General features: G+C 46.8%; 10 protein-coding genes and 1 pseudogene. 9 read left to right on the forward strand and 2 right to left on the reverse strand.

The window, feature by feature from the left end:
• The 4 genes from QZ735_RS10825 to QZ735_RS10840 form a co-directional block, all read left to right on the forward strand.
• Nucleotides 1-1575: ATP-binding protein (locus QZ735_RS10825; protein WP_294248093.1), on the forward strand; the 1575-nt coding region annotated here is incomplete at its 5' end.
• Nucleotides 1568-2197 carry a response regulator transcription factor gene (locus tag QZ735_RS10830; RefSeq protein ID WP_294248096.1) on the forward strand — a complete coding sequence of 210 codons (630 nt, stop codon included), beginning with the start codon at nucleotides 1568-1570 and terminating at the stop codon, nucleotides 2195-2197. The genes QZ735_RS10825 and QZ735_RS10830, both read left to right, overlap by 8 nt.
• Before the next feature lie 692 nt (nucleotides 2198-2889).
• Nucleotides 2890-3891, forward strand: coding sequence for a glycosyltransferase family 9 protein (locus QZ735_RS10835; RefSeq protein ID WP_294248099.1), 1002 nt, complete (start codon nucleotides 2890-2892; stop codon nucleotides 3889-3891).
• Between the two features lie 33 nt (nucleotides 3892-3924).
• On the forward strand, nucleotides 3925-4692 hold the full coding sequence (locus QZ735_RS10840; RefSeq protein ID WP_294248102.1) for a lipopolysaccharide kinase InaA family protein: 768 nt from the start codon (nucleotides 3925-3927) through the stop codon (nucleotides 4690-4692).
• Nucleotides 4693-4737: 45 nt separating this feature from the next.
• On the opposite strand, the gene QZ735_RS10845 is transcribed toward QZ735_RS10840, so the two are convergent.
• Nucleotides 4738-7677, reverse strand: a complete 2940-nt coding sequence (locus QZ735_RS10845; RefSeq protein ID WP_294248104.1) for a pitrilysin family protein — start codon at nucleotides 7675-7677, stop codon at nucleotides 4738-4740.
• 74 nt (nucleotides 7678-7751) lie between these two features.
• Nucleotides 7752-8945, reverse strand: coding sequence for a pyridoxal phosphate-dependent aminotransferase (locus QZ735_RS10850; RefSeq protein WP_294248107.1), 1194 nt, complete (start codon nucleotides 8943-8945; stop codon nucleotides 7752-7754).
• A gap of 145 nt (nucleotides 8946-9090) precedes the next feature.
• Here QZ735_RS10850 and QZ735_RS10855 point away from each other — a divergent pair, with 145 nt between their 5' ends.
• The 5 genes and pseudogenes from QZ735_RS10855 to QZ735_RS10875 form a co-directional block, all read left to right on the forward strand.
• On the forward strand, nucleotides 9091-9912 hold the full coding sequence (locus QZ735_RS10855) for a GLPGLI family protein (RefSeq protein WP_294248109.1): 822 nt from the start codon (nucleotides 9091-9093) through the stop codon (nucleotides 9910-9912).
• Between the two features lie 220 nt (nucleotides 9913-10132).
• The gene (gene rsmG, locus QZ735_RS10860; RefSeq protein ID WP_294248111.1) at nucleotides 10133-10768 is read left to right on the forward strand and encodes a 16S rRNA (guanine(527)-N(7))-methyltransferase RsmG; all 636 of its coding nucleotides are present in this window, start codon (nucleotides 10133-10135) and stop codon (nucleotides 10766-10768) included.
• A gap of 65 nt (nucleotides 10769-10833) precedes the next feature.
• Nucleotides 10834-11241, forward strand: coding sequence for a hypothetical protein (locus QZ735_RS10865; protein ID WP_294248113.1), 408 nt, complete (start codon nucleotides 10834-10836; stop codon nucleotides 11239-11241).
• Between the two features lie 4 nt (nucleotides 11242-11245).
• Nucleotides 11246-11782, forward strand: a complete 537-nt coding sequence (locus QZ735_RS10870) for a DUF922 domain-containing protein (RefSeq protein WP_294248115.1) — start codon at nucleotides 11246-11248, stop codon at nucleotides 11780-11782.
• Nucleotides 11779-13265 (forward strand): annotated as a pseudogene (locus tag QZ735_RS10875) (PD-(D/E)XK nuclease family protein); the annotation flags it as partial. The gene QZ735_RS10870 and the pseudogene QZ735_RS10875, both read left to right, overlap by 4 nt.

Below are 13265 nucleotides of genomic sequence, written 5' to 3' on the forward strand. Positions count from 1 at the left end.
TCCCGGGAAGCGTCCGGTGCATTTCAGAAAGCCATTCCCTATGCTGAGAAGGCCCGTAACCGGACCATGGTTGACCATTATTATACCCAGTTGGCGACCATCCTGATGAATAATGCACAGTTTACGAAAGCGCTGACGTACAATCAAAAGGCGGTTGCCCTCCTTGAAAAAGAAGCTCCCGGATCAAGTACCATGCTCTTTGCTTATTTAAACGGTGTAAGCATCTATTGCTATACAGGACAGGCAGATCAGGCACTGGCACTGCTCCGCAAAGCGGGGAAGCTGCTGGAGCCCTATCCGGATTCCGTCAACAATATTTTATATTATTACAATGAAACCCTGTATTATACCACCACAGGAAATCTCGCTGAGGCCATTGCGAGTGCAGATAAGGGAATCGCGCTTGCAGAGATCAACCATCAGAAACAGATGGTCCAGCAGCTGCTCTTCCGGAAATACAATATTTACAGCGAGCAGAAAGACTTCCGGAATGCCCGCCGGATGCTGCTGGAGGTTACAGGTGACCGCACCCTCATGCGGAACAGCATAGACAAAGCCATGATTTACGGTGAACTGGCCAAAACCAGCGCTGCCCTGGAAGATTATCCTTCAGCCTATTCCTGGCTGGAAGCGCAGAAAAAACTGACCGACAGCATCAACGCCGGCGAAAGCAAGATCAGGATCAACGAACTGGAAACCCGTTACCGGACTGCCGAAAGCCGACGGAAGATTGCTGACCTCCAGACACAGAACCGGCAGGCGGCACTGAATGCAAAAAACGGGCGGCTCTATGCCGGTATCGTGGCCATCGGATGCCTTTTCCTGTTTGTCGTATTGGGATTTGCCGTCATCAATGCCGCAAGCAAACGCAGACTGGCGGAACAGAAGGAAATCAATTACCGTCAGCAGCTGGACGAGCTGGAACAGAAACAGCAGCTGAAAGTAGCGAAAGCGATGCTGGACGGTGAGGAGCTGGAACGTGAAAGGGTGGCCCGCGATCTTCATGACGGTCTGGGCGGAATGCTGACGGGCGTGAAAATCAACCTTTCCTGCCTGGCAGAGGAACAAACCGGCGTTGCCAAAGATCAGAATTTCCGGAAAACCGTGGGCCAGCTGGATGCTGCCGCCAGTGAGCTCCGGCGGATTGCAAGAAATATGGTGCCGGAGACGCTGCTGAAATTCGGGCTGGAGACGGCATTGAAGGATCTCTGTGAATTCTACATGCGGGAAGGGCTGGAGATCTCCTGTGAAACCTTCGGGCTCACAAAAGAGCTTCCTCTGAACATACAGCTGAATATGTACCGGATCTTCCAGGAACTGATCTCAAATGCCATCCGCCACGCCGGCGCCTCCCAGATCCTGATGCAGTGCAGCCAGAACGGACCTGTTATTTTGATTACTTTTGAAGACAATGGGGCCGGGTTTGACCCTGCATCGGTACGGAAAGGAAAAGGGATGGGACTGCAGAACCTGAACAACCGGATTGCCTACCTCGGGGGCCAGCTCGAAATTATTTCATCACCGGGAGAAGGTACCACCATAAATATTGAACTTAACACTGCTATCCATGGATAAACTGCGCACCGTAATTGTTGACGATCATCCTATCGTGATCGAAGGGCTCAAAAATCTTCTTTCCCATGAGGAGAACATTGAGATGGTAGAAAGCTTCGGCAAAGGCTGTGAACTGCTGGACTATCTGGAAACACATCGGGTAGACCTCATCCTGCTGGATATCAGCCTTCCGGACAGTAACGGCATGGATCTGTGCCTGAAAATCAAAAAAATATCCGAGGAAACAAAGGTGCTGATCCTGAGCAATCATACGGAAAGAAGCATCATCCTGCAAACCATACAGAACGGGGCCAGCGGATACCTGCTGAAAAACAGTTCGGTTCAGGAGCTGAGAGCTTGTATTGCCGGTGCTATGCAGGGCAATATCTGTTACAGCCGTGAAGTGGTTGAAATGATCAGCCGGCCTTCCGGGAACGGTTCCGGCAGTATCCCGAGGCTCACCCGCCGCGAAAAACAGATCCTGGTGTTGCTGGCGGAAGGGAAAACCAGCCAGGTGATTGCCGGAGAGCTCTTCCTGAGCCCTCTGACGGTAGACACCCACCGCCGGAACCTCATCCAGAAATTTGAGGTGAAGAATGTAGCTGAACTCATCATGGAAGCCAACCGGTCAGGAGTGCTGTAATCTTGACAGGATGTGAGATGAACTTGACAGCCGGAAGCTGCCGGGAATTTGCGGTCCCGGAAGAATATGATCGGGTTACATATTTTTTGACCGCTCAACGGCGGGATTCCTGCAAGGGGTATCTGTGCAGGTTGAAGTTCTGATAAACAAACAGCCGGAAACCTGGCTGACGGAACAGAAGTTGAAAACAGTCCGGGGAATGATCCTGCCTGAAAACAATTTCTTTTGTTTAAAATAAGCCTGTAAAATACTTAATACCGTTACGGCAGGAGGATATGTTAATCATTGTTTCCTGCGGGTTCTCACTATTCTTGACAATAATTTTTTAAGCATTTTAAGAATAAAATCCGAGAGGAGATCAGGAAAGATCAAGGTTTGTACAGGTATGAAATTATCGATTGTCCGTTTATTGTGCATGCATCAATTGACTGTTTGTTAATTTTTTACAGACAGCAGATCTGTAATGCACGAAAAGCGATCCTGTATTCAAACACTTTTTCATCTGGGAAAAACGCTGCATATTTTTTATATAGGTAGAGATTTCACAGTACTTCTTTATGTTTTTCTATGTTTTTTTGTTTCATAAGCGTTTATGTTTATATGGTTTTAATTGAGTAACTTTGTGAAGCCAATAGCAAGTATATTGATTTATGAAAGTTTCCAAGAAGGTAAATCGCATCAGAAGGTCTGTTATGCAGAATTTAACAAAACGAATAGGCAGATCAGAGAATGAGAGGATGTTCGACCGTCAGGCCCAGGTAAAGAGGATACTGATTTCAAGACCCAACCACAGACTCGGAAACCTTCTGCTGTTAAGCGCTTTGGTACAGGAAGTGGAGGAAACTTTTCCCCAAGCTAGGATCGATCTGTTTGTAAAGGGTACTATTGCGCCTACCATCTACAGGAATTACAATACCATTGACCGGATTATACAGCTGCCGAAAAAGCCGTTCAGCAGCCTTTTCAGTTATCTTAAGGGCTGGGCTTTACTCAAAAGCAGAAAGTATGATCTCGTAATCAATGCCAGTTCCGGATCTTCTTCCGGCAAGCTTTCCACCAGTTTTGCCCATGCAAAATACAAGCTTTACGGCACTCCTGACGATAACGGTTCTGCCCTGGCTTATCCGGATTACCGGCATTTTGCTAAAAATTCCATTTACGATCTCAGGCATTTCCTCGGCATGCAGGCAGCCGGAAGAGAAACGGTAAAAGTTCCTTTTCTGAATATCCGCCTGGACCGGAATGAACTGGAGGACGGACGGAAAAAGCTGCATGCACTGGTGAAAAACGGGAAGAAAACCATCTGCCTCTTTACCAATGCTACGGGTGACAAATGTTATTCCGAAGACTGGTGGCAGGGATTTTACAGCCATCTTGAAAAGGCATTTCCGGATTATAATATCATTGAGCTGCTTCCGGTGGAAAACATCTCCCGGCTGAATTTCATGATCCCCGGTTTTTACAGTACCGATATCCGTGAAATGGGCGCTTTCATTGCCCATACCGCTCTTTTTATAACGGCCGATAATGGGGTGATGCACCTGGCCAGTGCCGTAGGTACGCCTACCATAGGGCTGTTTTCCGTGACCAGTGAAGAGCTCTACAGACCGTATAATCCGGGAAGCCTCTCGGTGAATACACAGTCTGCAGACCATCAGGAAATTACCCGCATCATCACAGACAGCCTGAGCTGATACCTTCATTTCCTTAAAAATGCACGCAGAATTATGAATGTTGTTGTAACGAATAATTTTTCCCAATATAGTGATCATATTTCCGGGATTTTAAAAAGTTTTAGCGAAGGCGGAACCCTGATTGGCAGCGGAAGCAGGAATGTGGTTAAAGTTTTTGGGATCAACGGGCAAAATTTTAATTTCAAATCCTTCAAGCAGCACAATATCATCAACAGGCATATCTATAAGTTTTACAGAAAGTCGAAAGCCCGGCGTTCTTTTGAATATGCCCAGATGCTCCTTGATAAGAAATTCCATACGCCCAAGCCCGTCGCTTATATAGAGTACCATGATTTCGTTGGGCTTACCTCCAGCTTTTATATCAGTGAACAACTGGAAGATGTCAATACCCTGTGGGATGTTTTTTACAACCCGGCTTTTGAAGACCGTGAAGAAATTATCCGGCTGTACACCCGGCTGATGTTCCAGCTCCATGAGAACGGGATAGAATTCATAGACAATTCCCCGGGTAACTTCCTGGTCAGGAAAGAAAACGGAAGCTATGTCCTCTATATGGTAGACCTGAACCGGATGAAATTCCATTCGCTGATGAGCCCGGAAAGAAGGTTGAGGAATTTTGAAAGAATCACGGATAACACAGAAATCATCTCCATCATCAGTGAGCACTATGGCTTACTGTCCGGGCTTTCTGCCTCTTACTGTTTCCGTAAAATCAGCGGTTATGCAAAAAGCAAAAAAACACGGCTGAAAATTAAAAAGATACTCAAGTTTTACAAGTTCTTCTTACCACTGAAACGTTAAATAATAAAGGCTGTCCAGATTTCTCAGACAGCCTTCTTTTTTTAATTAATAACCGAAGATTTCGGTCAGGTTGAGTTTCTTTACTTCTCCAAGCTTCTGCATATCGGCTTCGCTTACCTTATCCTGGGAGGCCACCAGGCAGTACGTATAGTTTTTTCCTTTCATTTCCTTATCGTGGAAGCTGTTGATATCGGCAAATTTCAGCGCAGGGGCCTGTTCATAGACCAATTTACGGACATCTTCCCGGTTGCCCAGCTTCTGGGCCCGCAGGTAGGAAAAAATAATTCCGTCCTGGGTAATCCTTTCTGCGGCAATCGATTTTTTAAGGCCGCTTTTGGCTGTTTCAAACAGCTGGTCGGATTTTGGTAGGGTGGTCAGCAGTTCATTCATCGCCGTCGTGGATTCACCGAACTTATCGGCCTGCGTACCCACATACGCCATAATCATGTCCTTGTCTTCTTTCTTGCCCGGAAGTGAAAAGTAGGAATACGTGGAGTAGGCGAGAGCTTTTGACTCCCGGATGGTCTGGAACACCACAGATCCCATGCCGCCGCCGAAATAGTTGTTGAAGAGATTGACCGTCGGTGTAATGCTTACGTTATAAGGATCGCTGTTGCGTACCCAGAAAACTTCCGCCTGCACCATATCATAGTGGGCAAACAATACTTTGTTGCGGTCGGTCGGAACCTGCGTGAATACCTTGGATTTCGGCATTTCCTTCAGTGAGGCCGGAATGGTATGGACCGGCTGTAAAGCAGCGGTAAGCTCGTTTCCGGTCTTCGGGCCATAATACAGGACTTTGTGCCTGTAATTGAACAGCTCGTGCAGGATGTTCACCAGGTCTTCGGCCTTCAGCGCGTCCAGTTCGGCATCGCTCAGCACATTGTTGAACGGATTCTGCGGACCGTACTGGGCGTAGCTTCTCAGCCCGCTCATGATCATTCCTTTGTTCTGCTTGGCATTGGCCCTGGATTTTTTCAGCCTGGTTTTGTACGCGTCCATCGCCTCCTGGTCAGGCTTGCAGTTCCTGATCAGGTCTTCGAACAGGGCTGCCGTCTTGCTGAAATTTTCATTAAGCCCTTCCAGCGTTACATATGTTTCCTCATTTCCGGCATTGACGTCAAAGCTGGACGCCAGTTTGTAGAATTCCTTGCTGATGGCTTCCGAGGATTTGTCCCGGGTACCCAGGTACTCAAGGTATTCCGCAGCCAGCGGCAGTAGTTTATTGTTCCATTTCCCGGAATCAAAATAATAATACAGTCTGAACAGGGAGTTGTCCGTGTTTTTTACGGAAAGCACTTCTGCAGTACCGAGCCTGTTTTTGGCGATATCCTTATCGAAATTCAGCCATACCGGGGAAATCGGTGCTTCGGGCATCGCTTCCACTTTCTTCAGGAAAGGAGACTGGTCTTCGCGGTTTACGGAAACCGGCGTAATGGCCGGCTTGTCTACTTTCACTATGTTTTTGTCTTCCCCTTTCCGCTTATATACTGCTGCATAACTGTTGTCTTTCAGATAGCGGGAAGCAAAATCCATGATGTCTTTCTTAGTAATCCCGGAAATTTCCTCAATATACTGAAGCTGCGTCTTATGGTCTACATCAGAAGTAAATTCATCCATCAGCGATTCTGCACGCGAACTGTACTTTTCGTATTTCTGAATGGTATTTTTCTTTTCGTTATTGACGATCGACTGCAGCAGCTCATCGGAAAATTCGCCTTTCCGGAGTTTGTCGATTTCCTGGAGCAGCAAGGCCTTCACCTCATCCAGCGACTGTCCTTCGGTAGGGTTCCCCTGCAGCAGCAGCACGGAATAGTCTTTCAGAACATAGGGATACGCATAGGCCGCCAGCAGTTTCTGCTTCTTCACCAGATCCAGGTCGATCAGCCCGGCCTGGCCGTTGGTCAGCATACTCCCGATGAAATTCAGCATCCTGGCATCTTTGGTTGTCGCTCCCGGAAACCGGAAACCGATGGTGATGTTCTCGGGATTCGGCCCGAAGACTTCGCGGATCACCGGAGCGGTGATGGCTGCTTCGGTTCCCACATTGTAATTTGGAACGGCTTTGGGCTTCATATAGGAGAAGGCCCTGTCTATTTTGGCAATCATTTCGTCCGGATTGAAATCCCCTGACATGATTACTCCCATATTATTGGGAACATAATAATTATTGAAATATTCCCGGATTGCCGTTAATGAAGGGTTTTTCAGGTGTTCCACGGTTCCGATGGTCGTCTGTTTACCGTAATTGTTATTCGGAAAAATAGCGGCAAACATGGCCTCATATACTTTCCGCGGATCATTATCCAGCCCTCTGTTCTTTTCCTCGTACACGGCTTCCAGTTCGGTATGGAAAAGCCGTAGCACCGGCTGCCGGAAACGCTCTGCCTGAACAGCGAGGAACTTGTCGGTTGCATTGGCTGGAATATCTTCCGTGTAGACCGTCTGTTCAAACGAAGTAAATGCATTGGTACCGTCCGCGCCCATGCCGGCCATCATTTTGTCATATTCGTTGGCAATGGCATATGCCGAGGCTTCCCCTGAAATTTTATCGATTTCCTTATAAATCTCCTTTCTTTTCGATTCGTCTTTCGTCTGGTTGTATTTCTCATACAATGCATCGATCCGGTCGAGCAGCGGCTTTTCCTTTGCCCAGTCCTTGGATCCGAACCGGTCGGTTCCTTTGAAAAGCATATGCTCCAGGTAGTGTGCAAGGCCCGTATGATCGGCAGGATCGGTTTTACTGCCGGCTTTCGTGGCAATATAAGTCTGGATCCTGGGCTCTTTTTTGGTCGGGCTCAGGATAACGGTCAGCCCGTTTTTTAACGTATAATACCTTGCAGCAGTGGGATCGTTGGTTACATAGGTATAGGGGTAGCCGTTGGATACGGCTTCCTTCCACTGGAAATCCTGTCCATACGCATCTCCGCAGAAACTTGCTGCAGCAATGCTGGTGGCGATGGTTAGTTTTTTTAAAAGGTTCATCTATGGAAAATGGTTTGATGAGTATATTGGTAAATCTGCGCGCGATCTTCAGACTGAAGATCTGCCGGAAGGCTTTAACTTACAGTTTCAAGCACCGTTTTTATTCTTCTCATGGCCTCGATAAGGTCTTCTTCCGAAGCTGCATAGGAAAAGCGGATGCATTCCGGGCTTCCGAAAGAAACACCCCCCACGCAGCCGACATTGGCATTTTCCAGCAGGAACATCGCAAAATCATCGGAATCGGTGATTTCCGTGCCGTTCAGGGTCTTTCCGAGGTAATAGGAGATATCAGGGAAGAAGTAAAAAGCGGCTTTCGGCAGGACCACTTTGAAGCCCGGGATTTCTTTCATCAGGTCGTACACTAAGTCCCTCCGTTTCCGGAATGCGTCGATCATATACTGGTATTCGGAAGGATCGGCCTTCAATGCCGTAATGGAAGCCCGCTGCGCTACGGTATTGGCACCGCTGGTCATCTGTCCCTGGATCTTTTCACAGGCTTTGGCCAGCCATTCCGGACAGGCAGAATACCCGATTCTCCAGCCGGTCATGGCAAACGCCTTGGACATGCCGTTGATTACCGCCGTCTGTTCATAGACTTCCGGGAACTGGGCGATGGAAGTGGTTTTCGTCTCGTAATTGATGTATTCGTAGATCTCATCTGAAATCACCGTTACATGCGGATATTTGGCAATTACCCTCGCCAGGGACTTCAGTTCGTCATAGGTATAATAGCCGCCGGAAGGATTGCAGGGAGAGCTGAAAAGCACCACCTTGGTATTATCGGTGATGGCTTCTTCCAGCTGTTCGGCGGTAATCTTAAAATCCGTCACATAAGAGGTAGGAAGCATTACGGAAACTCCGCCCATCATTTTTACCATTTCATCATAGCTTACCCAGTACGGATTGGGAAGGATGACCTCATCGCCATCATTGAGAAGGGCGGCCAATACGTTCAGGATGGCCTGCTTCGCACCATTGGAAACGCAGATCTGGGAAGGCTTGTAGGTTAACAGATTATCTCTTTTCAGCTTATGACAGATGGCTTCGCGAAGTTCCGGAAATCCCGGAACCGGGGAATAATGGCTGTAATTCTCGTTAATTGCATCAAATGCTGCCTGCTTGATGGTATCCGGCACATCGAAATCCGGTTCCCCTAGTGTAAGGCTGATCACATCTTTTCCGGCCGCCTTCATTTCCCTTGCCTTGTTGGACATCACGAAAGTTTGGGAATAGCCCAGCCTGCTGACTCTGTCTGAAAGTTTACTCATAAATTTTTGCATTTGAGCAAATATATAATAAAAACCACGGGTCGGAAAATTAAAATGAAACTTGTTTGAAAACCTTTGGGACAGAACCGGAAAATATAACTATGTTTGTAGTGATAAAAATTTTATTTATAAAAAATCACTGACTATGTATAAATTGTTTTTTCTTTTCGCTTTTTCGCTGGTTTCTGCCCAGCAGTACCGTTTCGTATACGAATATACGATGAAACCGGATGCCGGTAAAAAAGATTCTGCCGTCACCGAATATATGAACCTGGATACCGATGGTAAAAAATCCTTTTTTTATAATGCCGTACGGTACGAAAGGGATTCCGTGTACGAAGCAGACCGGAGCTACAAGGCACTGCTGGCCGCCAAAACCTATGACCAGAATCTGGGGTATACGGTAGAAAAAGACTACGCGGGCAAAACCATAAGCCTGTATGACCGTTTCAAAACGGCCAACCTGGTGATCAGGGATATCAAAGCTCCCGTATGGAAAGTGGAAAAGGAGTTCAGAAAAATTGACGGGATCAGCTGCCAGAAAGCCACCGCGTCATATAAAGGCCGCCACTGGGAAGCCTGGTTCAGCAGAGAATATCCGGTAAGCGACGGGCCTTATACTTTTTCAGGGCTGCCGGGAATCGTGGTCAGCCTGAGAGATACTGAAAATGACCATATCTTCAATCTTGCCAGGATCAAAAAGATAAGCCGCATCCTTCCGCTTGTACCCAAAGGCGGTAAGCAGGTTACTTTTCCGGAATATAGGAAGATCATGAACGGATTTACCTTCTCCAGCGAAGATATTGAAGGCATGAATATCGATAAGGAAACCGGAAATGCAGACCTTCAGCTGAAAGGCGGCTACAAAGCCAGGATAGGACTGGAAGCCATGAAGAAATCCGGGGACATGGATAAGGAAATCGCCAGGCGGCTGCGCAGGACCGATAATCCAATTGAAAAGGAATAGCTTTTGGCTTTTGGCTTTTAGCTGATAGTTGATGGTTGATGGTTGATGGTTAATGGTTGATGGTTGATGGAGGCCGTAATAAAAACCCTTCCGGCGTTCCAGATGCCGGAAGGGTTTCCTTTGAAGTCATCGTATAAGTTGATGAGGTTGCATAAGGTTCCGGATAATCGCCTGCACAACTCATTAAAAAAACTTATTTTTGCTTTTTATAATATTTCACATGTCTACAACGTTACTATTAAAATACTTCCCGGAACTTACAGAAACCCAGATCGAACAGTTTAACAAACTCGAAGATTTGTACAGGGAATGGAATGAGAAAATCAATGTGATCTCCAGAAAAGACATGGAGTCTCTGTATGAAAAGCATATCCTGCATTCCCTGGGAATTGCCAAAGTGATGCGGTTTGCCCCCGGGACAAGAGTGCTGGACATCGGTACGGGCGGCGGTTTCCCGGGAATCCCGCTGGCCATCCTTTTTCCGGAAACGGAGTTTACACTCATTGATTCCATCGGGAAAAAAATCAGTGTGGTGAATGCCGTGGCAGAGGGAACAGGACTGAAAAATGTAACCGCAATCCATGGCAGGGCAGAAAAAGTGAAAGAGAAATTTCACTTCGTGGTCAGCCGGGCGGTTACCCAGATGCCGGAATTCCTGAGATGGCTGAAAGGGAAGTTTGAAAAAGAACAGCTGAATGAGAAACATAATGGCGTATTGTACCTGAAAGGCGGCGACCTGGCAGAAGAGCTGGCCGGATTGAAATGTGAGATCTATAATCTCAAAAACTACTTCGGGGAAGAATTTTTCGATACCAAAAAAGTAGTCTACCTCTCAAAAGGAAATTTCAATTCGTAATCTGAAATTAAAAAATCAGGAATCATTCCTGATCCTGGCATAGTGATCATTAAAATTTTGTAGTTATGAAAAATTTTTTCTCCCTGGGTTTTTCTGTACTGGTCCTGGGATTATCGGTACTCTCCTGTAATGATGACGAAGACTATCAGACGATAGAATCCACAGACAGAATAAAAATCGACAGCGTGAAGATTGTCAGCGATACGATGGATGTATTTGCCATCCAGAGCATCAGGACGTACTCTTCATATGCGTCCCAATGCGAAGGATTCTACGGATACGATTATGTGCATACCGGGAATCTTACAAGATCGGTAACGGCGTATCAATATAAAACGGATGGCCCGTGCACCCAGAAACCGTATACGGCAGCCAGCCAGATCAATTTCAGCCCGCAGCAGAAAGGGACCTATACTTTCAGGTTCTGGAACGGCGGCAACAGCTGGATAAACAAAACGATAGTAGTGGAATAAAAATATGAAATGGATTTTTGCAGCCTGTTTCCTGGCTTCGGGCTTCTTTTACGGTCAGAAAATTTACTGGCAGGAAGGGCTGAAGCTGAAATGGGAAAACTTTAAAAGCCGGGTGAACAATCAGGGAGGATCCAATGTGGTGGCCTATACCAACTGCGGCTGGTCTTATTCCTATGTAAAATCCTCCAATCCGAAGGCTCCCATCAGAATAAAAGTGGAGACCATCTTCAACGAAAACCAATCCTGGAAAGATGATAAGCGCATCAATGACTACGTGCTCCTGCATGAGCAGAAACATTTTGATGCGGCGGAAGTCTATGCCCGGAAACTCCGCAAAGAACTTTCGGAAAAAATAAGGACTTCATCGGATTTCGATAAGTATTTTAAAACGGTTTATAACCGTATCCTGAAAGAATACCAGTCGTTCCAGAAACAGTATGATGCAGAAACGAAAAACGGAATGATTGAGGAAAAGCAGGCGGAATATAACCGCATGATCGCGGAAGAACTTGAACATTATAAAAGCTACAGAACATCTTGAAATTCCTGAAAAAAGTAATCCATGAACTGCTCTCACAGAACCCTGACCTCTCGGAGTTCAATGTGGTGCTGCCCGGCAAAAGGCCGGTGGTCTTCATCCGCCGGATCCTTGAAGAAAACAACTATTCAGGATTCCTTCCTCACTTCTATACCATCGAAGAGCTCGTAAGCCACATTGCCGATAGGCAGGAGATTAAGGGGATTTCCCTCTGGCTGTTTGCCTTTGATGTCTACAAAAGCCTGAACCTGATCCCGAATGACGATTTTTCCGAATTCCTGAAATGGTTTCCCACGCTGCAGAAAGACTGGGATGACATGCTGAAATTCAACGGGGATGACGAAGCCGTACTGCAGTATATGTTTGATGAGGAAAGGATCAAGGAATGGGCACAGGACCTGGGAGAAGATGACGAAATCCCCAGGAAGAAATTCCTGACCTTCTGGAAAAATATGAATGTTTTTCTGCCGGTCTTAAAGAAAAAACTGATGGAAAAAGAATGGGCTACCTCCGGGATGATCCATGAGCAGGCCGCAAAGAACATCCCCGGCTTTGCAAAAGACAGCAGGGAGAAGTTTGTATTCTGTGGCTTCAATGCACTGACGCCGGTGGAGGAAAAGCTGGTACGCAGCCTCATGGAGTGGGATAAAGGCCAGTGCTTCTTCCAGGCAGACCGCTATTATTTTGATGACGAAAGACAGGAAGCGGGAAAATTTCTGAGAAACAATACAACCTGGAAGGAATTTACCGACGAAAGGGTGTTCGAATGGGTGGAAGATGATTTCAGCCAGCCGAAAAACATCAAAGTCTATGAAGTTTCCGGGAATATTACGCAGACAAAGATCCTGCCGGAAATCCTGAAGGAGATTGAAAATAAAACCTATTCCAACACCGCGGTGGTCCTGCTGGATGAAAACCTGCTTCCGGCCAGCCTGGATGCCATGCACGGCGTTCAGAACCTGAATATCACCATGGGGTTCCCATTAAAAAACCTTTCTTTTTCCAATGCCGTAAAGCAGCTGTTCTATCTTCAGAAACAGCTCGAGAAAAACAGGACTTCCTATTATTACCGGGATGTATTTCCCATCCTTGAGGAACTGCCGGCCTCTCCTGAAGACGAGCAGGTCATCAATCATTTCAGGAGCAGCATAGAGCAGCGGAACATCGTCTATATTTCCAGGAAGCTGATGGAGGAACTGCTGGGGAATCTTTCTTATTTTAACCTTCTCCGGAAGGCTGCATCTACGGATACGTACCTGGAGGAACTGATAAAATTCTGCCAGCAGGTCAAATGGCTGGACATTGATGACATCCAGTATGAGAATGTCTCACATTTCGAAAATGCATTCAGGATCATCAAAAACCAGCTCTCGCCGTACCGGTTTGAGATCAGGATGGAGACCCTTGAAATCCTGATCAATCAGCATATCAATTCGGAAAGCATCGATTTCCAGGGAGAGCCATTGCAGGGGTTGCAGGTGATGGG

Origin of the sequence: uncultured Chryseobacterium sp. (assembly GCF_913776365.1) — a bacterium.
GTDB lineage: Bacteria > Bacteroidota > Bacteroidia > Flavobacteriales > Weeksellaceae > Chryseobacterium.